Source organism: Sphingopyxis sp. H053 (assembly GCF_001468225.1).
Classification (GTDB): Bacteria; Pseudomonadota; Alphaproteobacteria; order Sphingomonadales; family Sphingomonadaceae; genus Sphingopyxis.
In genome coordinates, this window is sequence record NZ_LNRU01000004.1 from 193419 (window position 1) to 217588 (window position 24170).

Annotated in this window: 28 protein-coding genes; 21 read left to right on the forward strand and 7 right to left on the reverse strand. The window is 64.0% G+C overall.

Going from position 1 to position 24170, the window contains the following annotated elements; translation table 11 throughout:
- Positions 1–155 precede the first annotated feature (155 nt).
- The 10 genes from ATE70_RS09005 to ATE70_RS09050 all read left to right on the forward strand — a co-directional run bounded on the left by ATE70_RS09005 (position 156) and on the right by ATE70_RS09050 (position 8315).
- Positions 156–353, forward strand: a complete 198-nt coding sequence (locus ATE70_RS09005) for a transcriptional regulator domain-containing protein (protein ID WP_058537599.1) — start codon at positions 156–158, stop codon at positions 351–353.
- Positions 354–456: 103 nt separating this feature from the next.
- Positions 457–924 (forward strand): DUF2285 domain-containing protein, encoded by a 468-nt coding sequence (locus ATE70_RS09010; RefSeq protein ID WP_231732582.1) that lies wholly within the window; start codon positions 457–459, stop codon positions 922–924.
- 119 nt (positions 925–1043) lie between these two features.
- Complete coding sequence (locus tag ATE70_RS09015) at positions 1044–1295, forward strand: helix-turn-helix transcriptional regulator (RefSeq protein WP_058537600.1); 252 nt, start codon at positions 1044–1046, stop codon at positions 1293–1295.
- Positions 1295–1822 (forward strand): DUF2840 domain-containing protein, encoded by a 528-nt coding sequence (locus tag ATE70_RS09020; RefSeq protein ID WP_058537601.1) that lies wholly within the window; start codon positions 1295–1297, stop codon positions 1820–1822. Before ATE70_RS09015 ends, ATE70_RS09020 begins: the two co-directional genes overlap by 1 nt.
- On the forward strand, positions 1819–2394 hold the full coding sequence (locus tag ATE70_RS09025) for a S26 family signal peptidase (protein ID WP_058537602.1): 576 nt from the start codon (positions 1819–1821) through the stop codon (positions 2392–2394). The genes ATE70_RS09020 and ATE70_RS09025 overlap by 4 nt, the downstream gene beginning before the upstream one ends.
- A 10-nt stretch (positions 2395–2404) precedes the next feature.
- Entirely contained in the window at positions 2405–2734 is a 330-nt protein-coding gene (locus tag ATE70_RS09030; RefSeq protein WP_058537603.1) for a DUF736 domain-containing protein, read from the forward strand.
- A gap of 3 nt (positions 2735–2737) precedes the next feature.
- Complete coding sequence (locus tag ATE70_RS09035; protein ID WP_058537604.1) at positions 2738–4600, forward strand: DUF3363 domain-containing protein; 1863 nt, start codon at positions 2738–2740, stop codon at positions 4598–4600.
- A gap of 13 nt (positions 4601–4613) precedes the next feature.
- Complete coding sequence (locus tag ATE70_RS09040) at positions 4614–6599, forward strand: conjugal transfer protein TraG (protein WP_058537605.1); 1986 nt, start codon at positions 4614–4616, stop codon at positions 6597–6599.
- Positions 6596–7021, forward strand: a complete 426-nt coding sequence (locus tag ATE70_RS09045) for a ribbon-helix-helix protein, CopG family (protein WP_058537606.1) — start codon at positions 6596–6598, stop codon at positions 7019–7021. The genes ATE70_RS09040 and ATE70_RS09045 overlap by 4 nt, the downstream gene beginning before the upstream one ends.
- An 82-nt stretch (positions 7022–7103) precedes the next feature.
- Positions 7104–8315: a hypothetical protein gene (locus ATE70_RS09050; protein ID WP_058537607.1), complete on the forward strand. Its 1212-nt coding sequence runs from the start codon at positions 7104–7106 to the stop codon at positions 8313–8315.
- 91 nt (positions 8316–8406) lie between these two features.
- On the opposite strand, the gene ATE70_RS09055 is transcribed toward ATE70_RS09050, so the two are convergent.
- The 7 genes from ATE70_RS09055 to ATE70_RS09080 form a co-directional block, all read right to left on the reverse strand.
- Positions 8407–10320 (reverse strand): hypothetical protein, encoded by a 1914-nt coding sequence (locus ATE70_RS09055; RefSeq protein WP_058537608.1) that lies wholly within the window; start codon positions 10318–10320, stop codon positions 8407–8409.
- Positions 10317–10901 carry a hypothetical protein gene (locus ATE70_RS24755; RefSeq protein WP_156419599.1) on the reverse strand — a complete coding sequence of 195 codons (585 nt, stop codon included), beginning with the start codon at positions 10899–10901 and terminating at the stop codon, positions 10317–10319. Before ATE70_RS24755 ends, ATE70_RS09055 begins: the two co-directional genes overlap by 4 nt.
- Positions 10898–12112 (reverse strand): dsDNA nuclease domain-containing protein, encoded by a 1215-nt coding sequence (locus ATE70_RS09060; protein ID WP_058537609.1) that lies wholly within the window; start codon positions 12110–12112, stop codon positions 10898–10900. Before ATE70_RS09060 ends, ATE70_RS24755 begins: the two co-directional genes overlap by 4 nt.
- Positions 12113–12329: 217 nt before the next feature.
- Positions 12330–13142, reverse strand: a complete 813-nt coding sequence (locus ATE70_RS25155; RefSeq protein ID WP_197411422.1) for a JAB domain-containing protein — start codon at positions 13140–13142, stop codon at positions 12330–12332.
- A gap of 122 nt (positions 13143–13264) precedes the next feature.
- Positions 13265–13741 (reverse strand): hypothetical protein, encoded by a 477-nt coding sequence (locus tag ATE70_RS24770; protein WP_197411423.1) that lies wholly within the window; start codon positions 13739–13741, stop codon positions 13265–13267.
- Positions 13742–13781: 40 nt separating this feature from the next.
- Positions 13782–14111, reverse strand: a complete 330-nt coding sequence (locus tag ATE70_RS09075; protein ID WP_058537611.1) for a hypothetical protein — start codon at positions 14109–14111, stop codon at positions 13782–13784.
- Positions 14112–14171: 60 nt separating this feature from the next.
- Positions 14172–14690 carry a LuxR C-terminal-related transcriptional regulator gene (locus ATE70_RS09080; RefSeq protein ID WP_082639517.1) on the reverse strand — a complete coding sequence of 173 codons (519 nt, stop codon included), beginning with the start codon at positions 14688–14690 and terminating at the stop codon, positions 14172–14174.
- A 218-nt stretch (positions 14691–14908) separates the two neighbouring features.
- Here ATE70_RS09080 and trbB point away from each other — a divergent pair, with 218 nt between their 5' ends.
- Genes trbB through ATE70_RS09135 form a run of 11 tightly spaced genes read left to right on the forward strand, consistent with a single transcriptional unit; the run spans position 14909 to position 24137 of the window.
- Positions 14909–15889: a P-type conjugative transfer ATPase TrbB gene (gene trbB, locus ATE70_RS09085; protein WP_058537613.1), complete on the forward strand. Its 981-nt coding sequence runs from the start codon at positions 14909–14911 to the stop codon at positions 15887–15889.
- Positions 15890–15912: 23 nt separating this feature from the next.
- The gene (locus ATE70_RS09090; RefSeq protein ID WP_231732603.1) at positions 15913–16209 is read left to right on the forward strand and encodes a TrbC/VirB2 family protein; all 297 of its coding nucleotides are present in this window, start codon (positions 15913–15915) and stop codon (positions 16207–16209) included.
- Positions 16209–16478 carry a VirB3 family type IV secretion system protein gene (locus ATE70_RS09095; protein ID WP_058537615.1) on the forward strand — a complete coding sequence of 90 codons (270 nt, stop codon included), beginning with the start codon at positions 16209–16211 and terminating at the stop codon, positions 16476–16478. Before ATE70_RS09090 ends, ATE70_RS09095 begins: the two co-directional genes overlap by 1 nt.
- The gene (trbE, locus tag ATE70_RS09100; RefSeq protein ID WP_058537616.1) at positions 16475–18910 is read left to right on the forward strand and encodes a conjugal transfer protein TrbE; all 2436 of its coding nucleotides are present in this window, start codon (positions 16475–16477) and stop codon (positions 18908–18910) included. The genes ATE70_RS09095 and trbE overlap by 4 nt, the downstream gene beginning before the upstream one ends.
- Before the next feature lie 13 nt (positions 18911–18923).
- Positions 18924–19643 carry a P-type conjugative transfer protein TrbJ gene (gene trbJ / locus ATE70_RS09105; protein WP_082639546.1) on the forward strand — a complete coding sequence of 240 codons (720 nt, stop codon included), beginning with the start codon at positions 18924–18926 and terminating at the stop codon, positions 19641–19643.
- A 1-nt stretch (position 19644) separates the two neighbouring features.
- Positions 19645–19899 carry a putative entry exclusion protein TrbK-alt gene (gene trbK-alt, locus ATE70_RS09110; RefSeq protein ID WP_058537617.1) on the forward strand — a complete coding sequence of 85 codons (255 nt, stop codon included), beginning with the start codon at positions 19645–19647 and terminating at the stop codon, positions 19897–19899.
- Positions 19896–21176: a P-type conjugative transfer protein TrbL gene (trbL, locus tag ATE70_RS09115; RefSeq protein ID WP_058537618.1), complete on the forward strand. Its 1281-nt coding sequence runs from the start codon at positions 19896–19898 to the stop codon at positions 21174–21176. Before trbK-alt ends, trbL begins: the two co-directional genes overlap by 4 nt.
- 6 nt (positions 21177–21182) lie before the next feature.
- The gene (gene trbF, locus ATE70_RS09120) at positions 21183–21866 is read left to right on the forward strand and encodes a conjugal transfer protein TrbF (protein ID WP_058537619.1); all 684 of its coding nucleotides are present in this window, start codon (positions 21183–21185) and stop codon (positions 21864–21866) included.
- Positions 21863–22699, forward strand: a complete 837-nt coding sequence (trbG, locus tag ATE70_RS09125) for a P-type conjugative transfer protein TrbG (RefSeq protein ID WP_082639519.1) — start codon at positions 21863–21865, stop codon at positions 22697–22699. Before trbF ends, trbG begins: the two co-directional genes overlap by 4 nt.
- Positions 22696–23907: a TrbI/VirB10 family protein gene (locus ATE70_RS09130; RefSeq protein ID WP_443028785.1), complete on the forward strand. Its 1212-nt coding sequence runs from the start codon at positions 22696–22698 to the stop codon at positions 23905–23907. Before trbG ends, ATE70_RS09130 begins: the two co-directional genes overlap by 4 nt.
- Positions 23904–24137: a DUF2274 domain-containing protein gene (locus ATE70_RS09135; protein ID WP_058537620.1), complete on the forward strand. Its 234-nt coding sequence runs from the start codon at positions 23904–23906 to the stop codon at positions 24135–24137. The genes ATE70_RS09130 and ATE70_RS09135 overlap by 4 nt, the downstream gene beginning before the upstream one ends.
- The last annotated feature ends 33 nt before the right edge of the window (positions 24138–24170 follow it).

Genomic DNA, 24170 nt, shown 5'->3' on the forward strand with positions numbered 1-24170 from the left:
GCGGCGATAGTCTCAATTTGAGGCCTTTTCCCGACGAAATCGGGAACTGATAGGCTAAGTATCTGTGCTTTATACGCCGATAACCAGAAGCTGGGTCGCTGTGGAAATCGGCAAATTGTCTTTGCCTTGCACTCACTTAGCTTCGGGAGGTGCGCATGCAGCCCACAGTCGACTGGCGGTCCCAAGATTTTCTGAAGATATTTGAACGATATGATCGCGCGGACTTCGCGCAGGAATTCCTGCGCCGCAATCCGCGCTATCGCGCCGCCTATCGTGCCGGCGCCGCGTCCGGGCGGTCGCGTACCGCTCTTCGCCGGCTCGCCCGCCACTGGGGGTTGGTCTTTCGCCGTTGATCCCGATGCCCGGGCTGAGCAGGCGCCCGCCCTCTGGCGCCCCGAACTCTGTCCGTCGATCACTATAGCGGCGCCGGCCCCGTCCGGCTTCCCGGGACCCGCCTTGTCCGACGTCGCCGCTTCGGGCGGCATTGCCGCCGAATGGCTCGCATACCGTGAGTGGCATCTCGTGCTCGCTATCGGCGGCCGCCGCTACCGGCTCTGGATCGCCGATTGCGTGCACAATGAGGCGCTCGCCTATGTGGTGCCGGCCGACGATCATATCGCTGAGCGCCAGGCGGCGACCGGGGCACTCCACGGATGGATCATGGCGTGCTCCGCTTCGGTCCCGCCGGGTCAGCCCGGCCCCACCGAGCGCTGGCGGCTGGTGCAGTGGCTGCGCTTGCTCGACGCGCTCGATGAAAACATAGCCCCGCGCGACCTCGCCGCGACCCTCATCCTGCCCGACGCCGGCTCCTATTCCGCTGCCGAATGGGATGCGTCGAGCGAGCGCCGCCGCCTCGCGCGCTGGCAGCGTAGCGCAATCGCGATGCGCGACGGCGGCTATCTCGCCCTGCTCGCGGGCGGCTGATCGGGACATTCCGCAGCCCGTCACTTTGTCCGTTCCCGAATCGCGCCCCGATTTTCGATTGTCGCCGCCTGCCCGCCGGCCCCCTCTCGGGTGTCCGGCGCGGCATCAGGAGACCCTCGATGAGCGATTTCGCCGCCCCCATTGTCCCGCGATTTCTGAAAACCCCCGACGCTGCCGTCCATCTCGGCCTGTCCGCGCGAACGCTCGAAAAGCATCGCTGCTACGGGACGGGCCCCGTCTATCGCAAGCTCGGTGGCCGCATCGTCTATGCGATCGACGAACTGAACGCCTGGGCTGAAATCGGCCGGCGCAGTTCAACCTCCGACCCGGGCAAAGGCACCATCCTCCCCGCGCGCCCGGTGCAGCGCTGATGCGCGGCGATCCTGTTTATGCTGCGCCGGTTCGTCGTGATACGCCGTCGGTCGGTGCGCCGCACGGCAGCCTCACGGAGGTCGAACTGACCTGGATCGAAGGGCGCCTCGAGCAATGGATCCGCTTCGGCCGTATTGCATCCGAGCGCATCCTCAGCCGCAGCACGAAAGTCATCGCCTTCCGTCCCGGTGCGACCTTCGCGTTCGTGCGCTGGACGTCGAACGACTATGGCACGGTGCATTCCAGCATCGCGATCGCGACAGCGGTGGCTGCGGACGCGCCCTATGCAACACTGGCGTTCGTCCGCCCGGGCGCCGATCTTCTGCTCCGCATCGACGGTTGGCCGAAGGTTCAACAGGTCCTGCTGGCAATCGATGCGGTCGAGGCGACCGGCATCGAAGCTTGCGACGCGGCGCCCGATCATTGGCGCCATGTCGGCAACCGGCTTGCGGCCGGTATGCCGTTCCGCCCTTATGGGCCTGATCGCCATGCGGCATGGCTTCGCCGCCGGGCGATCGAGGCATGAACCGCCACTATCTCCGTGCGACGGTTGCAGCCGCGTCGCTCTTCGGCACTCTCTTTGTCGCGGTCGCCTGGCTGGCGCCGGCGCCGCGTCTGCTGTGGAACGCCAGCGCGAGTGCGCCGATCGGGCTGTATCGGATCGACCCGGGTGCGACGCCGAGAGCAGGTGATCTGGTCGCGATCCGGCCGTCGCCGCCGCTCGGCGCCTGGCTTGCCGAGCGCCACTATCTCCCCGCTGGCGTGCCGCTTCTGAAGCGCGTTGCGGCCCTTCCAGGTGCCCGCATTTGCCGTTCAGGCGTCTTCGTGACGATCGACGGCCTTGCCGCCGCGCGCGCCATGGCGCGCGATCGCCTCGGCCGGCCACTGCCGTTCTGGCTCGGCTGCCGGATCGTTGGCCCCGACGAACTCTTCCTCCTCAACGCCGCGCCGGACAGCCTCGACGGGCGATATTTCGGACCGCTGCCCGCCGCCGGGCTGCTCGGCGTCGCACATCCCGTCATGACCCGCCCGGCTTCCGGTGCGCCGCTTAGCGCCCACCGGCCCTCCCCGGACCAGACTTCATCCCAAGCTGAATAGGAGATCACGCATGATTATCGGAACATTCCGTCGGCAGGACGATGGCTACGCCGGCCACATCCGCACACTCGCTTTTGATGCGGAGATCAACATCGCGCGCGCGCAGCTATCGGAGGCCGAGAACGCGCCGACGTGGCGCGTCTATCTCGGCGACGCCGAGGCCGGCATCGAGATCGGAGCGGGCTGGACGCGTTGCGGATCGCGCGGAATCTATCTCGCGTTGCAGATCGACGATCCACTGTTCGCCGCACCGATCAGCGCCAATTTGTTCGATTCGCGTCAGCTTGACGGCCCGCATCTGCTCTTCTGGTCGCGTGCCGACGCGAGCGAGAAGGGCTGAACCATGGCGCGCACTCTTCGCGCTCGTACCGGCTTCGTGCTCCGCTGGGCATATCCATGCGGTGCCCTGCTGGCAGCGCTCAGCGTGCCCACGAACTGCACAGCCGCGACAGCGGCGATAGCTGAACCCAGCCACCCTTATGCAGCGTCCGTCGCCGAAGCATCGCAGCGCTTCGGCATTCCGGAGCGCTGGATATGGCGCGTCATGCACGCCGAAAGTCGGGGCAATCGGCGCGCGGTCTCGCGTGCCGGAGCGATGGGCTTGATGCAGATCATGCCGCCGACCTGGGCGATGTTGACGGCGCGCCATCGGCTTGGTGGCGACCCGTTCGATGTGCGCGCGAATATCCTCGCAGGGGCGGCCTATCTGCGCGCAATGTGGGACCGGTATCGCGATGTGCGGCTGATGCTCGCCGCCTATAACGCTGGCCCCGGACGCACCGATGCCTATGCGGCGGGGCGGCGCGGCCTGCCCGCCGAGACTCTTGCCTATGTCCGCCAGATCGCGCCCGAACTCGGCGCCTCGGACGGGCCTTCGTCCGTCTCCGCGCCTGAAGATGCCGGCGCCATGGACGATCTACGCGGCTTCACCCGCGACCTGATGAAGGACATGTCGCGCGACCTCGGGACCGGACTCGATTGGGTCGCGATCGATCATTGGAATACCGACAATCCGCACATCCACATCCTGGTTCGCGGCGTCGCCGATGACGGGACCGATCTTGTCATCGATCGCGCCTATGTGAGCGAAGGCATCCGCTTCCGCGCCGAGGAACGCGTGACACTCGAGCTCGGCCTGAGAAGCGAGCGCGAGATGACCCAGGCGATCGAGCGCGAAGTCGATGCCGAGCGCTGGACCAGCCTCGACCGGCAGATCGAACGCGCGACCGCCGAGAGCGGCGGGCTTCTCGATCTCCGCCCCGTACCCGCCGGCGATCAGGCGTCGGACCGGATGCTGCGCGCCCGCGCGGCGACGCTCGAGCGGCTCGGTCTGGCCGAGCGACTTGGCCCCGCTATGTGGATGGTCGACCCGGGCGCCGAACGCGCGCTGCGCGATCTCGCCGATCGCGGCGACATCATCAAGACGATGCACCGCGCGATGCAACGGAGCGGAATGGCTTTCGACACGTCGGCGCTCGCGCTGCACCGCGAGACGCCCGGCGATCCGATCGTCGGCCGCCTCGTCGCGCGCGGCCTCGACGACGAGCTCGACGGCAGCGCCTTCGCGATCATCGACGGCGTTGATGGCCGCACCCATCATATCCGCTTCGACGACATCGAATGGACGGGCGATGCTAAGCCGGGCGCGATCGTCGAATTGCGCAGCTGGGAAGGGCGCGGCGGCACCGCACGGCTGTCGCTCGCGGTGCGATCCGATCTACCGCTGGGCGAGCAGATCGGAGCGAATGGCGCGACCTGGCTCGACCGCGAGCTCGTCGCCCGCGACACCGCCCTCGCAGGATCAGGATTTGGGCTCGCGGTGCGTGATGCGATGGCCGCGCGCGCAACTTTCCTTGAAGGCGAAGGCCTCGCCCGGCGGCAAGGCCAAAGGCTGGTGATGACGAGCGGTCTCATCGACACACTGAAACAGCGCGACCTCGACGCGGCGCAAGCCGCCATCGCCGCACGAACAGGCCTCGCGCATCAGCCCTCGGCGAACGGCGAGCATGTCAGCGGCATCTATCGCGAGCGCGTGTCGCTCGCTTCGGGGCGCTTCGCGATGATCGACGACGGGCTTGGCTTCCAGCTCGTTCCCTGGCGTCCGGCGCTCGATCGCCATCTCGGCCAGCATGTCGCCGGCATGATGGCAGCAGGCGGATCGATCGACTGGTCGCTCGGCCGCGGTCGCGGGATCGGCATTGGATGAAAGGATGGGTTTAATGAACGATCGTATCCTCTGGGGCCAGATCGCGGCGGTGGGCGCGATCGTGACCGCTGCGATCTGGACAGCGACGCAGTGGACCGCCGCCTCGCTGGGCTTTCAGCCCGAGCTTGGTGCGCCCTGGTTCCGGATCGATGGCTACCCGGTCTATCCGCCGCCCGCCTTCTTTTGGTGGTGGTTTGCCTTTGACGCCTATGCGCCCGCCATTTTTCTCAAGGGCGCCGGCATCGCGGCATCGGGAGGGTTCCTCTCGATCATCATCGCAATCGCCATGTCGGTCTGGCGCGCCCGCGAGCGGCGGCGCGCCGAAACCTATGGCTCGGCGCGATGGGCGAGCGAGCGCGAAATCCGCAAGGCTGGCATGCTCGGGTCCGATGGCGTCATTCTCGGTCGCATGGGCGGCGCCTATCTCCGCCACGATGGCGCCGAGCATATTCTCTGCTTCGCGCCCACACGGTCAGGCAAGGGCGTCGGGCTCGTCGTCCCGACGTTACTCACCTGGCCGGGGAGCTGCATCGTCCACGACATCAAGGGCGAGAACTGGCAGCTCACCGCGGGCTTTCGCGCGCAGCACGGCCGCGTCCTGCTCTTCGATCCCACCAACCGCGCCTCTGCCGCCTATAATCCGTTGCTCGAAGTCCGGCGGGGCGAATGGGAAGTGCGCGACGTGCAGAATGTCGCCGATGTGCTGGTCGATCCGGAAGGCAGCCTCGAGAAGCGAAATCACTGGGAAAAAACAAGCCACGCACTGCTCGTCGGCGCGATCCTCCATGTCCTTTACGCCGAACCCGACAAGAGCCTCGCCGGGGTCGCGGCCTTTCTGTCCGATCCGCGGCGGCCGATTGCTGCGACGCTCCATCGGATGAAGGCGACCCGCCATCTCGGCGACCGGCCACACCCGGTCGTCGCCGCGGCGGCGCAGGAATTGCTCAACAAGAGCGAGAATGAACGCTCGGGCGTTCTGTCGACCGCCATGTCCTTCCTCGGCCTCTACCGCGATCCGGTGATCGCGGCGGTCACCGGATCGTCCGAATGGCGGATCGCCGATCTTTTGGCAGGTCCGGAGCCCGTGTCGCTCTATCTGGTCGTGCCGCCCGGCGACATCAGCCGCACGAAGCCGCTGATCCGGCTCATCCTCAACCAGATCGGGCGCCGTCTCACCGAAGAACTCGGGCCGCGCGATCGATCGCGGCGACTGCTTCTGATGCTCGACGAATTTCCGGCGCTCGGGCGCCTCGACTTCTTCGAGAGCGCGCTCGCCTTCATGGCGGGGTACGGGATCAAAGCCTTCCTGATCGCGCAGTCGCTCAACCAGATCGAGAGGGCCTATGGCCTCAACAACGCCATCCTCGACAATTGCCATGTCCGGGTGAGCTTCGCGACCAATGACGAACGGACCGCCAAGCGCATCTCGGACGCGCTCGGCACCGCGACCGAGATGCGCGCGATGAAGAATTACGCCGGCCACCGCCTCTCACCCTGGCTCGGCCATCTCATGATCTCGCGAACCGAAACGGCGCGCGCGTTGCTGACGCCCGGAGAGGTGATGCAGCTCCCGCCCGACGACGAGATTGTCATGGCGGCTGGCGTCGCGCCGATCCGCGCGCGCAAGGCACGCTATTTTCGCGATCGCCGATTGATGGCTCGGGTCCTTCCTCCGCCCGCCGTGGGCGGAACGCCGCAGCCGCGCTCCGATGATTGGTCGCACTTGCCGGAGCCGCAGAGGCCGGGTGCCAAGGATGCGAAGGCCGACGAGGAGGAAGCCGAAGCGAGCGACACCGAGAATGGCGGCATCCGGCAGGAACCCGAACTGCCGCTCCACGAAGATATCGCGCCAATTCCAACTGCCCCCGCGGGCGAATTTGATTTTGGCGAGGAGGATAGCCAGGGCGACGCCGCTCGCCTTCGTCAGGCCGCCGATCGCCGCATGGCGCGAAACGCGCGCACGGCATCTCTCGATCCGAATGACGGGATCGACCTGTGACCAAGGCGAGCATCAAGCAGACCTTCCGCCTCGACGCGGAGCTTGTCCGCCTCGTGGCGGAGCGGGCGCGTCAACGAAGGGTGACGCGCACCGAAATTGTCGAGGCGGCGCTCGCCTCGCTACTCTCTGCCGATCATGAGGAACGGTTGGAGGCAGCGCTCACGAACCGGATCGACAGATTGGCGCGCGGGCTCGAGCGGCTCGAATGGAATCTCGATCTCTCGAACGAGGCTTTCGCGCTCTTTGTCCGCTTCTGGCTGACGAGCACGGTGCCGCTTCCGGATACGGCTTTACCCGCCGCGCAGGCGACGGGACGCAAGCGATGGGAAGGTTTCGTGGAGTCGCTAAGCCGCCGCATGGAGGCTGGCCCGAAACTTGCCGAAGAACTGTCCAGAGATTTGGGCAATAGCTTTTCTAACTGAATCACGCGGGGCTGTTCACGCCCGGGACGCGCAATGGCCAGCCTGCCATTTCCAGTTGCCACGATTTCTGCCAGTTTGACTCATGTCCTATCTTGATCCGACCACTTGGCGCGCGTTCACCAAAGAAGAAATGAGCGCCTATCTGGCTGAGCTAGGATCGAAAAAGGGCGCGAAGAAGCGCGGTAGTCGCAAGGGCGGCAACAGGCCTGTCCTTGTGCTTCAGAAGACGATTTCGCCCTTTGATGCCTATACCTATCTCCACGCGAGATTTGGTGCGCCGAACGGTCTCCAGACTTTCCTGGCGCGAGACGATTCCGACAATCTTTTCCACTGGGATTATTATCTCAAGGCTGGCGACGCGATCCTGCAGTTCATCGGTGCGACCGAAGAAGTGCGTGTCTGGTTCGAAGGCAGATTCTCCGATGCCGATTGCCTCACTTTCATCGCAAACATGCGAGCCGATTTCGGCCGTGTCAGCCAGGAGAAGGGGCGGTTCGCGTCCTCACTCGAAAAATGGAACATCTTCCCGAACCAGTATCTCGCCATCGCGAACCGCTGCGCCGAGCTCTATGAGACGATATGTGACGCCCTGCCGAAGATCGAAAAGAAGATCGTTGCGGACAATCTCGCCACCCAGAATCTGGCGCGGGAAAAGAACAAGAAATCCCACGGGAAGCTGATGGCCGCAATCACCACGGCCCCGACCGAACTTGCGGTCCTGATACCCGTGATGTTCGAATCCTTTATCGGCTTGCTCGTCGCGGGTTTCATCCGGCCGGAGATCAAGCGCGACCAAGCGGCCTTCACGGCCTTTGTCCGGCTCCCTCTCAATCGGAAACTCGAACGCTTGGCGGACAATTGCCGCGGGTTTGCACGGCCGATCGAACAGAACAACCCTGCCTTCGGTCGATACTGGTCCGTGGTGAACCGGAGGAATGACCTTCTTCACGGTAACGTGGATCCTGTCCGCGACGCACTGGAAGTCGTGTATTTTCATGGGAAGCGCCCACTCTACAACACGGGCGGCGACCGGATCCGCCAGCTTTGGCTGCGCCTGATCGACCAATATAATCCCCAAGGCGTGGTCGATGATTATCTCGCGATGCATGCCTTCATCATCGAAATCCTGGATCATCTCACGCCTTCCAACCGCAACACCCTCGGTTTTATTATGGGGGAATCGCAGCCAGGCTGGGACAATAAGCGCAAAATTTACGGTATTCTCTTCCCCGAGGTGGTCTCTACTTCGGTATTCGGCGAACTCCGCTATGATTGGCAACTGCGGGCAGGCTAGTGGCTTTTAGGACGCTAAGATGGTTCGGGAATTTCCGCCGGCCGGGACATATGCGCACGCCGTGCAAGGTTTGTGGCAAACCCAAAAGCCATCACGCAACGTAGACGTGGCGTAATTGTTCGACGTGAACGCCTCCAAGGCCCGTGAAGGATGCGCCAGTGATGATCAGCTGGGCGCCTGCATATTCGCTTTGCGCGAGTAGGTCGACGAAGGGCTGAACAATGAAGTTTTCCTTGTCTTCGACCGCCTCACCAAGAAACTCACCGGGAAGGTCGATGATTGCGAGACCAGGGTAATGACATCCCGACTTCGCGGAAAGCGTCAAAAGCCCGTAATGATACGCCATTAGGTAATAAAGTGAGTCTGTTCCGCCAAGGGCACTTGACCAACGCTTGCTTCCGACACGGAAACTGGCGCTTCGACGGGTTAGATCCACCCGAACAGGATTGTGACGCCATGTTTTCGGCTGCAGCCTGTTTAACGCATCGAGGTAGGCATTCATTCCGTCTTCGAGCGCGCTCGACGCCGCATCAAAATCAACGGTCTGCCCAGATCGATCGACGCTTTCCTGAAGCGGCACAATCCGCTTTTCGAGCGCAGCGATCTGCTCGGTAAGGTTGGTTTCGAGTTGAAGTGCCGCCGCCACGCGGTCGAGCTGACGTTCGCGTTCGCTGGCTTGCCCGAGCGCCACATCGATATCGCTAATCGCTGACTGTGCCAGCGCACCTACGGCGGCGCGCGCAGGTATCAGCATGTTCTCGATTTCGCGAATCCGACCGTTGCGAGAGGCAATTTCGCGGTCAGTTGCCTCGAGATCGAGAGCGATCGCGGCGGAGAGCTCGACCGCCTCGCGCCGCTCCCCTTCAATACGTTCTTTCTCGAAGCGCAAGCGTACCGCTCCGAGTCCGGCTATATTCGGTGTCGAGGGCAAGTGTTGATGACACAGAAAGCAATCGTTGCGGGATTGCGAAAGGTGAGCGACACTCTGGTCGCACGCCGGACAATGGGTGATCTTCAAATCGGCAAAAACCGAACCGGCGTCCTCGGCTCGCGTGAGCCGCTCGATTTCTTCTGACAAATCCGCGTGATACGTCCCGATATCCTGCGCCCGTTCAGCAAGTGAAGCCTTTTTTCGGGCGAGTTCCTCTACTCCAACGGCAAGACGCGATCTTTCCTCTCCCAATACCGCCACCCGACTTTGCTGCTCGGAAGTGAGAGCTTGTTCCTGAGCGCGGTTGAGAAGATCGATGCGGTGCGCGCGAAGCTCGTCGACGTGGACCTGCAGGCTCGCCTTCGCTGCCGCCACCGTTGCATCATTTGCATCGACTGTCAGGTCCTCGCTGCTCACAAGATCGCGGGCGAGTTCACCCAGCGTGAGGCCATATTGGTCGCGTCTTGCCCGAAGCCGCTCGGCATCGAGCTTCAGCGTTACCAGTTCGCCAAGTTCGTCGGTGTAAACATGTTCGGCCAAGCCCAGAAATTGCAATAGGCTTGCGTGGAATTCAGCATCGGTCTGTTGGTCAACGAGGCTGCCCCAGAAGCGCTGTTGCCGGTAGATGTGGCGTAGAAGTGTGCGAAAGCTGAGTTCCGGCCACGTCTGGCCGGAAAGCGGATTGCCCCGAGGATAATGGAGGAGTGGTATCTCCAGTTTTTCAAGCAACCACTGCTGAAACTCCTTGGGATTGAGGCCTTTGTCATCGACAAAAATCTTTGTTTTCGCACCAGGCTCGCGCCATCGCCGCTCGACGCGAAATCGCTCCTCTCCAACAATGATGTCGACCGCGGCACTCTCATATTTGTCTGCGAGGCTCGTCTCGTCTGCCTCGCCGTAGGGGTTGTCGCCCGCATCGCCGAGGAGGAAATCGAGCGTTTGCAGCCATTTGGTCTTGCCGGTGTTCGGAGGTCCGAGCAGAAGGGTCACGCCGGCATCGAAAGTGAGAACCTCTAAGCGCCCATCAACCTGGCGCCGCTCGAGTCTTGCGATCGATAGGAGGGGCTGGCTCATGTGTGAATGACTCCACCCATTTCCCGCCGTCCAACCTCCTCGTCGAATAGGCGGTAAATGAGGTCCTTGAGATATGTACCGGACTTCCGTCCAAACACGGATTTCACTTCACGAAGGCGTGCAACTAAAGGCTCAAACGATGGTTTCGCCGCAAGGAGCTTTGCCTTCGACTTCCCAAGCGACGTCAGTGCAAGGCGGTATGATCTGCCTTCTTTGCTAACAGTAATGAGTTCTCGAGCCTCAAGATGCGCTAGGACATGATAGTAGCGCTTGTCCCATGGGCCATAATGGTGACGCACCATCGAGGCCTCAACGGCGCCTGCCGGGGGTTGAACCGCTTTCAAGTTCGGAGCGGCGGCTGGTTCCGAACTCGCTGGCAGGCTGGCGCGAGCAACTGCAAAAAAGTCGGGATAGCGAGTGAAAAAGTCGAGTTTCGCCATTTTAGTCAATCCGTCGATTCTCCCGGCCGTTCCACAAATCTCCATAAGAAGCAGCAGCCGCGCTGCATGAAATTCAAGGATGTTGTCGGCTGCGAGCGGAAGGCTTGCAGGTTGCATACCGAGACTGTCGATGGATTTCATGCTGGTGGCTCGAACCGGAGAAGGCAGCGATCAGTGATGTCGTAAAGGCAACCCTTCAAAAAAGCGGAGACGTCATCGTTCGGTATCTCTGCGTTGATTTGATCCATTCGCTCGATACATTGGTGATGAAACTGCTTTCCGTTCAAAGGAAGGTCGCCGCCGACCTGCTTGGCACGAAGCGACATCGCCTCGGATTTGACGCGTTCCTGTAACTGCTGGATGCGATCCGGTTCCATGTAGCGCGTCGTCCGAACATTTGCGGCGTAGTCTCGACGCAGCTCTATCGCGAGATCGACCAACTCGGACGGCAAGGATGCCTCTTTCATCTTGATCGCCAATACTTCTGCCGCAGAGCCGGTGATTGCGGCCGAAGCCTCGGAGAGCCGCTGGGCCCACCATTGCCGGATTTGTGCCTGCACGACTATCTTCTTGGTCCTGTCAGGAATCCATTTCGCGTCTCCCGCAGCCTTCGCCAGCGCGCGGAGCTCATCGAGCAGAACCTCGATTTTCTCGGGAAGGAGAATAACTTCAGCGATGCTGGAAAGTTTGAAGAGACGGAGCATATTTTCATGCCGGGCCGACGTAAGATCATTCGCTACCTCCCAGTAGCAATTGTCGAGCCAATATTGCGCGTCATTCCCCTTTGGCGATGTCGCCCCCGGGCAACGGTCGTCGACTTCCGCTTTGATGGCCGAAATCTTGCCTTGGACCATCGCCCGGCCCGCTGATCCGCAGGGGTAGGTGAGCGCTTCCAGCGCATCCGAAACTGGTCTGAGGGTCACCAGGCGGAACCGCCCTCTCTCCTTGTGCCCATCGCGCGCTAGCGATTTTTCGAAGATCGAAGGGTTGATTTTGACTGTCGCCTCATTCCCAGCAGATAAGTCGCTGTTCTGGTCCGCGTTGGCCTTTGACTTCGCTCCAAAGAGAGTAGTGATCGACCAGAGCTGGTTGTGGGCGTCACCCTTCACTTGGACATACTCGGCTTCTTCGGAGTCGGGCGCCGTCCAAATGAGCACGATATCATCATGCGTCTCGCAGTGGACGCGCAGCAACCGATTATCCTCAATCATAGCGATCAGGAAACCGACGGCAATTTCATCTTGGTAATTAAACCCTTGGCGAGCGACGGGGCCGCCTTGCTCCGCTGGAGGCGCGTCGGCAATCGAAGGCCATTCGAACGCGGGCTCTGCACTGCTTTCAGCGTCACTCATCGCTGAGCCCCGTGATCATCTCGAGGAATAAAGGCTAATGATGCGACTATGATCGTCCCCCAAATCGCTCAGCGACTATTTCTTCTGGCGAAGGGACAGGATGAGGCGTGGTTTTGCAATGATTTATTGCTCCTACTTGAGCACGTTCGCGCTCCAGTGCCGCCGAGGGACAGAATGATACCGAGTAGTAAAGGGTGCTTCCAAGGTTTCTTAAGAGCTAATCTTCACTAGCACTGAAATAGGCGCGCAGGCGATGCGCGGTGTCCGGCCGTAGCCGCACGAAGCTGCGCCGGGCATCCATCAGATCGGGCGTCCGGTCGACGAGGCGCGCGTCGCACAGCTTCTGGACGAGGCGGAGGGCGCTGCTCATCGGAATAGTCGAGGTTACGCAAAGGTCGCTGGTCGACAACGGCTTGCCCTCTCCCTCATGAATGAAGAGGTCGATAAGCATCTCCCAAGCGGGTTCGCCAAATAATTCCTCCGCCCCGATGAGCTGGCGGCGCAGCAGTCGGCGGCGAAGCGTCGCTCGCGCGTTCTCCAGCGCGGCGCCGTTACCCCCATCTGTCTCCTGCCTCGGCGACTTGAGCGTAACGCGGGCTGTTCGCGATCGCTGGCGGGCGATCTGGTCGCGGCTGGTAATGTGGCGGGTGTGGCATGCACCGACGACAATATGGTCGACGAGATTGATGTCGAGCGAACGCGCAACCGCGTCGATGTGCTGCGTCGCTTGCTCGTCCTCCTTGCTCGGGGTCGGATCGCCGCTCGGATGATTGTGGATGAGGATGATGCCCGCGGCGTTGAGCTCCAGCGCGCGGCGGAAGATCGTGCGCGGGTAAACGGCCAAGTGGGCCAGCGTTCCATCTTGGAGGCATTCGTCGGCGATCAGCCGATGGCGTGCGTCGAGGAAAAGGATCCGAAGTCTCTCATCCTTGAGCGATCCCATCGATGCAATGAGATAGCGGCGCAGGTTGGGGTCCAGCGGATCGATCGCCCCCGCTTCCAGTTCACCCCGCATCGCTTCGAGGAACATATTATGCGCTCGGATCAACAGGAGCGCCGAGTTCGAATTTGCCCCGAGAACCCGGGCAAGCGCTTCGGGCGGCTGCGACCAGATATTGCCGAGACTGCGAAACTCGGCCAGCAGCGCGGACGCTATCGCTTCGCTGCCGTCGGGGTCGATCGCCGAGATAAAGGCACCCAGGACGGATCGCTGCCGTTCCGTTTTAGCCGTCGTTGATGCCGCCAGGTTGCCACGACGAGGAGCGGCGCCAGAGGCCAGGAGCCGGCAACCTGCATCGTCAGATAGGCTGCCGAGTGCAGGTCCATCTCGATCGCGCGTGTCGAATGCGCGATGAGGGGCAGGAATTGCAGCGCCGCCGCGATCATTGGCCAGAAGCGATGCGCCATCAGCGCGATGGCCAGCGTCGCTGCCGCCGCGGCGAGATCGATCAGCAGGTGCCCGGTGTCCACTGCGAGATATTGCACTGGAACGAACAGGTGCAGCGCTTGGTCTGTCAGAAGCATGGCGAGAAGCACGCCCGCCATCGCCCGTTCGGGTCCCCCGCCTTTGCGCATCGCATAGGCAAGGGCCACCAGCAGGATTGTCACGAAGAAAGCGATCCGCAGCATCGTGATCACAGACCATGCCGATGGCTCCTGGTCAATCTCGTCAAAGAGCAGCGGCAAGTGCCGCAGAATTGGGCGCAATCTCCGGGCACTCATGGAGATCGAGCCCCGCCGTCTCGCGGCCGATTTCGGCAAGCTCCCCATGAACCCGCAATATGTCGCCACTGACGCCGACAAGGGCCACTTGCGCCTTGGCCAGCCGCTGGATCGTCGCATGACCTCTGGCAGCAGGGACGCCAATCGTATCACGGCGCGCCGTGACCACGGTCGCCATCAGCGACGACACGGCGATCAAAGCGTCGTCGATCTGGGCTTCAGCGGCGGGCACCGCCTTCTGGAGTCGCGCTGCATTCAGGTTGATCGGCTGGGTCATAACTTCTCCTTTCCGAAGACGCGATGCGTCTCGGTTCAATGAACACGAAGGGTGAAGGGATTAGCTGGAGAGCAGCCGCGTCAGCGTCTGCCCGATGGCGAGACCTGCAAGGATGATGAGAAGCAGGAACAGGAATATCGCTGCCACAATCGCCATCCTCTTTGTTGCTTTGTAATCGCGCCTCCAGCTAATTCCGAACGGCGGGCTGCTGCCCGATCGTTCGGCGTCAGTCCCGAGGCTGGCCAGCAGTCCCGGGTCGTCGGCCGAACGCCCGTCTGGAAAGTTGGATGGCACCAGCCGGGGCGGCTGGGGAAGTATGATCGGATCACATAGTATCCGATCATAGGTCTGTTTGAGGCGCGCGTAAATGATAGCGGTCTCGTCGCGGCCCGAGGCTCCCAGGATATCGCGCGCCGCGGTCAGCCTGAGATCGACGGCCTGCTTGGAAATGTCGAGACGCCGCGCGATCTGCTTCGATGTTTGCCGCTCGAGCAGCAAATCGAGACAAGCGCGCTGCTTGTCGGTCAGGCGCGCCCAGCGCGCCGCCTCGTCAGATGGGTGCGACCCCGAATCAGTCATAGATACACTGTTGTCAAAATCGCGCGCAGCACAAGCTTCCCGCTCCACTTCGCGTTTGCTTTGCCCATGTTACCTGCACGGCGCCTACGCCGCTCCCTGTCTTTCTATCCCATTGTACGACGGCACGAAAAGCTTGTTGAACTGCCGGCTTTTCTGCGTCTCTTACTCGTCCCCGTCGAGCCGGGCACGTCCGCCCGGCCCTGAAAACGGGGTTCCCGATGGGCACAGAACCGAACCGGCTGGAGGCACGTCATCGCAGCGCGCGCATGCTGCGCACGGCGCTCGGCGATGCGATTGCCGAATGGCTCGCCGATCCCCGGATCATCGAAATCATGCTCAATCCCGACGGACGTCTGTGGGTCGACCGGCTGGGACAGGGCATCGAAGACAGCGGTCAGATGCTCGCTCCTGCGGACGGCGAACGGATCATCCGGCTCGTCGCCCACCATGTCGGCGTCGAAGTGCATGCCGCAGCGCCCCGCGTCTCGGCCGAACTGCCGGAGGGCGGCGAGCGCTTCGAAGGCCTGCTGCCCCCGGTGGTGACGGCGCCGACCTTCGCCATCCGCAAGCCCGCGATCGCGGTCTTCTCGCTCGAAGACTATGTCGCGGCCGGCATCATGCGCGCCGGCGAGGCCGTCTTGCTCCGCGCCGCGGTGCGCGACCGCCTCAATATTCTTGTCGCGGGCGGGACCGGCACCGGCAAGACGACACTAACCAATGCGCTGCTCGCCGAGATTGCCGGGAGCAGCGACCGCATCGTCCTCATCGAAGACACCCGCGAACTACAATGCGCCGCGCCCAATCTCGTGGCGATGCGCACCAAGGACGGGGTCGCTTCGCTCTCCGATCTCGTCCGCTCGTCGCTTCGCCTTCGCCCCGACCGCATCCCGATCGGCGAAGTGCGCGGCGCCGAGGCGCTCGATCTGCTCAAGGCCTGGGGCACCGGCCATCCGGGCGGCGTCGGGACGATCCACGCGGGAAGTGCGCTCGGCGCGCTCCGCCGCATGGAGCAGCTGATCCAGGAGGCTGTGGTCACCGTGCCGCGGGCTTTGCTCGCCGAGACGATCGATCTCGTCGCCGTGCTCGTCCGCGACGGCACCGGCCGCCGCCTGTCCGAACTGACGCGCGTGGACGGGCTCGACCCGGCGACCGGCGAATATCGCCTCATTCCCTCTGTTCCCACAGGAGACCTGTCATGAAATTTGCCCGTCCCATTCGCGCGATGTGGAGCGCGGCTGCCTTCGCATTCGCCTTCATTCTGTCGGTGCCCGCCCATGCCGGCGGCTCTTCGATGCCCTGGGAGGCGCCGCTTCAGTCGATCCTCGAGAGCATTGAAGGGCCGGTTGCCAAGATCGTCGCGGTGATCATCATCATCGTGACCGGCCTCAGCCTGGCGTTCGGCGATACTTCAGGCGGCTTCCGGAGGCTGGTCCAGATCGTGTTCGGCCTGTCGATCGCGTTCGCCGCCTCGAGCTTCTTCCTCTCCTTCTTCTCCTTCGGCGGCGGAGCGCTCGTCTGATGGACCGGGAGGGGGAAGTTCCGGGCTTTTTCGTTCCGGTTCACCGGGCACTGGCCGAGCCGATCCTGCTCGGCGGTGCCCCGCGCTCGCTCGCGATCGTCAACGGCACGCTCGCGGGCGCGGTGGGACTGGGGCTGCGCTTGTGGCTCGTCGGTCTCGCGATCTGGGCGGTGGGCCACGCCCTCTCGGTCTGGGCGGCGCGCCGCGACCCGCAGTTCGTCGACGTCGCCAAACGTCACCTCAAATATCCTGTCTGGATGCGCCCATGATGAACTTTGCTGAATATCGTACGAAATCCGCTCGCCTCGCCGATTTTCTCCCTTGGGTCTGCCTGGTGGCGGAGGGCGTGGTGCTGAACAAGGACGGCGCCTTCCAGCGCACGGCGCGCTTTCGGGGCCCTGATCTCGACAGCGCGACGCCCGCCGAACTGGTCGCGGTCACCGCGCGGCTCAATAGCACGCTGCGCCGCCTGGGATCGGGATGGGCCGTGTTCGTCGAGGCGCAGCGCGTGCCTGCGATGTCCTATCCCGTGTCGGATTTCCCCGATGTGGTGTCCGAGCTGGTCGATGTTGAACGCCGCGAACAATTTCGCGAGGAAGGCGCGCATTTCGAAAGCTTCTATTATCTGACTCTCTTGTGGATGCCGCCGGCGGAAGAAGCCGCGCGCGCCGAGGCCTGGCTCTATGAAGGCCGATCGAGGACCGGCGTCGACGCGCAGGAACTGCTGAACGGCTTCATCGATCGCACCGGCCGCGTGCTCCATCTCGTCGAGGGCTTCATGCCCGAGGCTGAATGGCTCGGCGACGGCGAGACGCTGACCTATCTGCACAGCTGCATATCGACCAAGGTCCAGCGCGTCCGGGTGCCCGAGACACCGGCCTATCTCGACGCGCTGCTCGCCGACGAGGCGCTCGTCGGCGGTCTCGAGCCCCGGCTCGGCGACCATCATCTGCGTACCCTGACCATCACCGGCTTCCCGAGCGTCACCTTCCCGGGGCTGCTCGACGAGCTCAACCGCCAGGCTTTCGGCTATCGCTGGTCGTCGCGCGCGATCATGCTCGACAAGACCGATGCGACGAAGCTGCTGACCAGGATCCGGCGGCAATGGTTCGCCAAGCGCAAGTCGGTCGCAGCGATCCTCAAGGAGGTGATGACCAACGAGGCCTCGGTCCTGATGGACAGCGATGCCTCGAACAAGGCGGCGGACGCCGACATGGCGTTGCAGGAGCTCGGCGCCGACGAGGCGGGCATTGCCTATGTCACGGCGACGGTCACCGTCTGGGACCGGGACCCGGCGATAGCGGCCGAAAAGCTCCGGCTGGTCGAGAAGATCATCCAGAGCCGCGACTTCAGCTGCACGGTCGAAGGCGTAAACGCGCTCGATGCCTGGTTCGGCAGCCTGCCCGGACATGTCTATGCCAATGTCCGCCAGCCCCCGGTCTCCACCCTCAATCTCGCCCACCTGATCCCCCTCTCGGCGGTGTGGGCGGGGGCGGAACGGGACGAGCATTTCGGTGACGCCCCCTTGCTGTACGGCAAGACCGAAGGCTCGACCCCGTTCCGTTTCTCGCTGCATGTCGGCGACGTCGGCCACTGTCTTGTCGTCGGCCCGACCGGCGCCGGCAAGTCGGTTCTGCTCGCGCTGATGGCGATGCAGTTCCGCCGCTATGACGGCAGCCAGATCTTCGCCTTCGACTATGGCGGGTCGATCCGCGCGGCCGCGCTCGCGATGGGCGGCGACTGGCAGGATCTTGGCGGTGCACTCCATGATGCCGGCAGCCATGGCTCGGTCGCCTTGCAGCCGCTCGCCCGGATCGACGAGGCGGCCGAGCGCGCTTGGGCGGCCGAGTGGATTGCGGCGCTGCTTGCAGGCGAAGGTGTCGCGTTCGATCCGGCTGCGAAGGAGCATATATGGTCGGCGCTGACCTCGCTCGCGACCGCGCCGGTCGGCGAGCGAACGCTGACGGGTCTCGCGGTCCTGCTCCAGTCGCAGGAATTGAAGCTCGCGCTTTCGCCCTATCTTGTCGGCGGCCCCTGGGGCCGGTTGCTCGATGCGGAGGCCGAGCATCTCGGGTTCGCGTGCGTGCAGGCGCTCGAAACCGAAGGCCTGGTCGGCGCCTCCTCGGCGGCGAGCGTCCTTTCCTATCTCTTCCACCGGATCGAAGGGCGTCTCGACGGCTCGCCGACGCTGATCATCATTGACGAGGGCTGGCTCGTTCTCGACAGTCCCGCCTTCGCCGCGCAGCTGCGCGAATGGCTGAAGACGCTGCGCAAGAAGAATGCGAGCGTGATCTTCGCGACCCAGAGCCTTGCCGACATCGAAGGGTCGAGCATCGCGCCCGCGATCATCGAAAGCTGCCCGACGCGTATCTTCCTCCCGAACGAGCGGGCGGCCGAGCCGCAGATCGCGCGAGTCTATGAACGCTTCGGGCTCAATGACCGGCAGATCGAGATATTGAGCCGGGCGACCCCCAAGCGAGACTATTATTGCCAGTCGCGGCGCGGCAACCGGCTGTTCGACCTCGGGCTTGGCGAGATCGCGCTCGCCTTTGCGGCGGCCTCCTCGAAATCCGATCAGATCCGCATCGGCGAACTGATGGCAGCCCATGGCCAGCAGCAGTTTGCCGCGGCCTGGCTTCGCCACCGCGGCCTCATATGGGCCGCCGATCTGCTCGGGAACCTCGAAATCGCCGCCCCCTGAAGGAGTGAATTTGATGAAGACGTCTTTTTATCGCCATGCCGTTTTGGTCGGCCTGCTGGGCCTTACCCTGTTGCCCGCCGGCTCGGTCGTCGCGCCGGCCACCGCCCAGATCGGCGGAATCGTCCACGATCCGCGCAACTACGCCCAGAATATCCTCACCGCCGCGCGCACGCTCGAGCAGATCAACAATCAGATCAAGCAGTTGCAGAACCAGTCGACCTCGCTCGTCAACGAGGCTCGTAACCTCACCAGCCTGCCGGTCTCGACGCTGCAGGAGCTGCAGGGGCAGGTCGATCGCACACGCGAACTGCTGGGCGAGGCGCAGCGCGTCGCCTTTGATGTCGGCGACATCCAGAAGATATTCGATTCCCGCTACAAGGGCGCGGCCCTTTCGGGTCCGCAGGCGGCGATGGTGGCGAATGCCGAGGCGCGCTGGAACGACAGCGTCGGCGCCTTCCAGGACGCAATGAAAGTGCAGGCCGGCGTCGTCACCAACATGGGCGCGACCCGCCAATCGATCGGCACCTTGGTCACCGCGAGCCAGTCGGCGACCGGCGCGCTGCAGGCGGCGCAGGCGGGCAACCAACTGCTCGCGCTCCAGTCGCAACAGCTCGGTGATCTTGCCGCTGCGCTCGCGGCGCAGGGACGCGCCGAAATGCTCGGTGCCGCGCGGGACGCCGCCGCCGAGGCTGAAGGGCGCGAACGCTTCCGCCGCTTCCGCAAAGGCAATTGAGATGGGCCGGGCGGGCAAGCTCGCGGTCGGGGCGATCATCGGCGGCATGGCGCTCACGCTCGCTCTCATGGCCGCGCTCGATCCGCCCGCGACCCGTGCGTCCGCTCCTCCTCCGATCTCCGGAGCGGACGCACACTCTGTCCCTTTCGGCACGCTTCGTCGCTGCCGCAGCGTCACCGCCGCCGACAGCGAATGCGAGGCCGCATGGGAAGCGAAGCGCCGCCATTTCTTCGGCCAAGAGAAGGATGAGAGATGAACGATACCGGCGTCATCGACCAGTTCCTGTCGGTTTTCTCGACCTATATCGACAGCGGGTTTGGCCTGCTCGGCGGCGAGGTCGGCTTCCTCTCTTCGACGCTGATCGTGATCGATGTGACGATCGCATCGCTCTTCTGGGCATGGGGGGCCGACGAGGATGTCCTCCAGCGGCTCGTCAAGAAGACGCTCTACATCGGCGTCTTCGCCTTCATCATCGGTAACTTCCAGAGCCTGGCTACAATCATGCTCGAAAGCTTCGCGGGCCTCGGCCTCAAGGCGAGCGGCGGAGCGATGGCGATCGGCGACTTCATGCGCCCGGGCGTCGTCGCGGCGACCGGGCTCGATGCGGCCGAGCCCTTGCTGGACGCCTCCGCCGATCTCGTCGGCCCTGTCGGGCTCTTCACAAACTTCGTCCAGATCATGATCCTGCTGATCGCGTGGGTGATCGTCGTGCTCGCTTTCTTCATCCTTGCTGTTCAGGTCTTTGTGACGATTTTGGAGTTCAAGCTGGTCACGCTGGCCGGCTTCGTTCTCATTCCCTTCGCCTTTTTCGGGCGAACCGCTTTCATGGCCGAGAGGGTCCTCGGGCATATCGTCTCCTCAGGCATCAAGGTGCTCGTCCTCGCTGTCATCACCGGTATCGGAACGACGCTCTTCGATCGCTTCATGCAGGCTGGCCTCGGGCCGGAGCCTGACATCGAGCAGGTGATGGCGATCGCGCTCGGCGCGCTCACCTTGCTCGGCCTCGGGATTTTCGGACCCAGCATCGCCAATGGCATCGTCGCGGGCGGTCCGCAGCTTGGAGCCGGAGCAGCCGCCGGGACCGCGGTCGCCGCGGGTGCCACCCTTGCTGCCGGCGCTGCGGGCACCGCGCTCGCAGGCGGCGCGGCCGTAACCGCGGCGCGCGGCGCCGCCGCTGCCGGCGCCCGCGGCGCGGGGAGCGCATCGGCTGCCTATGCCGCCGGAGCGGCCGGAAAGAGCGGGGCGGGGGCGGTCGGTTCGGGCCTGGCCAATGTGGCGCGCACCGCCGCGCGCGGCGCCGGATCGCCGCTCAGCAGAGCGGCGGCGAAGGTCCGGGCCAGTTTCGAGGCGGGGCGCGCTGGGCCTGCGGATAGCGCGGCGCCTGCCAAACCTGCCGACGCGCCGCCGGCCTGGGCTGCCGCGATGCGGCGCCGCCAGATGGTGACGCAGGGCGCGACCATCGGGGCTCAAACCTTGAAGAGCGGCGACAGCCATGGCGGCGGCTCCGCGCCCGACATCAGCCAGAAGGATTGACCGAACATGTTCAAGCGACCTTTCAACCATTATGGCCGCGCGCCCGAGCCGGTCACGCCCTACCAGCGCGCCGCGCAGGTCTGGGACGACCGTATCGGCTCGGCGCGCGTCCAAGCCAGGAACTGGCGGCTCGCCTTCTTCGGCTCTCTCCTCCTCTCGGGCGGTCTGGCCGGCGGCCTCATCTGGCACTCGGCGCGCGGCACGATCACGCCGTGGGTGGTCGAGGTCGACAAGCTCGGCGAAGCGCGCGCCGTCGCGCCGGCCGACGAGGATTATCAGCCGACCGATCCCCAGACGGCGTTTCACCTCGCACGCTTCGTCGAGCATGTCCGCTCGATCCCTGCCGATCCGGTCGTGCTGCGCAAGGGCTGGCTGTCCGCCTATGACTTTACGACCGCGGCGGGGGCGCAGGCGCTGAACGATCATGCCCGGAACAACGACCCCTTTGCCGAAGTTGGCAAGTTCCAGGTCGCGGTCGATGTCTCGAGCGTGATCCGCGCCTCGAAGGACAGCTTCCGCATCGCCTGGACCGAGCGGCGCTATCAGGATGGCAGCCTCATCGAGACATCGCGCTGGTCCGCCATTCTCACCGTCACCCATGTGCCGCCGCGCACGCCCGATGCGCTGCGCCGCAATCCGCTCGGGATATTTGTTGCCGCCATCTCATGGTCGAAGGAGCTCAGCCAATGATCGCCATTTCCCGCATTTTGCTGCTTGCCGGCGGCGCATCGCTCGGCATTATACCGCCCTCGATCGCGGCCGACGGCCGCGATCCCAGGCAGAATGTCGGGCGCGCCAATGACGCCGCTCGCGTGCAGCCTGATCGTGCGACCTTCCTCAATGCGATCCAGAAATATGCCTGGGCGGAAGGCGCCCTGTTCCAGGTCTATGCCTCGCCGGGGCAGGTGACCGATATCGTGCTGCAGGAAGGCGAGGAACTTGTCGGGCCGGGACCGGTCGCTGCCGGCGACACCGTCCGCTGGATTATCGGCGATACGGTGAGCGGCAGCGGAGCGAGCCGGCGGATTCATATTTTGGTGAAGCCAACCCGGGCCGACATCATGACGAATATCGTCATCAACACGAGCCGCCGAACCTATCACCTCGAGCTGCGTGCAACGCCCGCCACCTATATGGCCTCGGTATCCTGGTCCTATCCGGAAGCTGAACTGATCGCGCTCCGCGCCGCCGCGGCCGAGCGCGAACGCGTCGCTCCCGTGGCGGCGGGGCTCGATCTCGCTGCGCTCAATTTTCGCTACAGGCTTTCGGGCGACAAGCCCGACTGGCGCCCGGTCCGTGTTTTTGACAACGGGCGGCAGATCTTCATCGAATTTGGCGACGGTATTGCGACCGGCGACATGCCGCCGCTGTTTGCGGCGGATGAGAAGGGGGCGGCAGAGCTGCTGAATTACCGCGTCCATGGCCGCTTCATGATCGTCGATCGCCTGTTCGACCGCGGCGAGCTTCGCATGGGCGCCGGCCGCAAGGCGCGCAAGGTCGTCATCGAGCGGGGGCGCTCGTGAGCGGGCTGGAACGCGAGGAGGCGATTGCGGCAGAGCCTGCGCCTGCGCCGTCCCCCGACGCCGAACCCTTTCGGCTTGGCGCCGAGCCGCCCCGCGTGATGCGGCTCTCGCGCAAGGCGCTTGCCATCACCGGGGGCGTATCGGGGATCGCGATCAGCGGTGCGCTTTTGTACGCGCTGCAACCGAGTAAGCCGAAGGTCGTCGAGAATCTTTACGATAGCGATCGCTCGAACAAGTCCGAGCTCGTGACCGGCGCGCCGGGCGATTATGGCAAAATCCCGAAACTCGGCGATCCGCTCCCGGGCGATCTTGGGCGACCGATCCTCGCCGCGCGCGAGAATGGCGCGGCCGTCCCCGTACCGCCAATGGGCGCGCCGCCTCCGCCCGATCCGCTGGTAACGGCGGCGGAGCAAGCGCGGATTCGCACCGCACAAGAGATTGAATCGGCGCGCGCGAGCCGTCTCTTTCTGGGCGGTGCGCCAGCCGTCTCCCCAGGCGCGCCGGCTCTCGATCTTGGCACCGTACCGACCGCTCCTGCGGCGCAGGCGTCTTCGGGGCCCGCCGACCGGCAACAGCGCTTTCTTGGCCAGGGCAATCCCCGTTCTCCTGAAAGCGCGTCGCGGCTGATCGAACCGTCGTCGCCCTATGTAGTGCAGGCTGGAGCCGTCATCCCGGCCGCCCTGATCACCGGCATCCGGTCTGACCTTCCGGGCCAGATCACCGCGCAGGTGACCCAAAATATCTATGACAGCCCCACAGGACGAATCCTGCTCATTCCGCAGGGGGCGCGTCTCATCGGCGAATATGACAGCGAAGTGGCCGCAGGGCAGCGCCGCGTGCTGCTCGCATGGGATCGGCTGATCCTTCCCGGCGGGCGCTCGATCGCGCTCGACCGCCTCCCGGGCGCCGATACCACCGGCATGGCGGGTCTTGCCGACCGGACTGACTATCATTGGGGATCTATGCTGAAAGCCGCGCTCGTCTCGACGCTGCTGGGCGTCGGCGCCGAGTTAAGCGCCAGCAATGAGGATCGCCTTGTGCAGGCCGCACGCGCCGGAACGCAGGACAGCATCAATGAGACGGGACGGCAGGTCGTCGAGCGGCAGCTTCGCATCCCGCCGACGATAACGATCCGGCCAGGGTTCGCGCTTCGCGTGATCGTCACCCGCGATCTGATCCTCGAACCTTTGCACGGGAGCGAGCGATGACCAGGCTCAGGCTGGGCCCGATCGTCGAGGAAAAGCCGGTCAAGCTGACGCTCGAACTGCCCGGAGACCTCATCCGCGAGCTTGCGCAATATGCATCGGTTCATGCGAAGCTGACAGGCCTTGCAGCGCCGCTTCCGCCCGAGCGGATAATTCCCGCGATGATAGGCCGTTTTATCGCCAGCGACCGGGAATTCAGCAAACAGCGACGACGATCGACCAACGCGTCATAGAGCCATGAGGCTGGCGCTCGTGTTGCGGCTGAA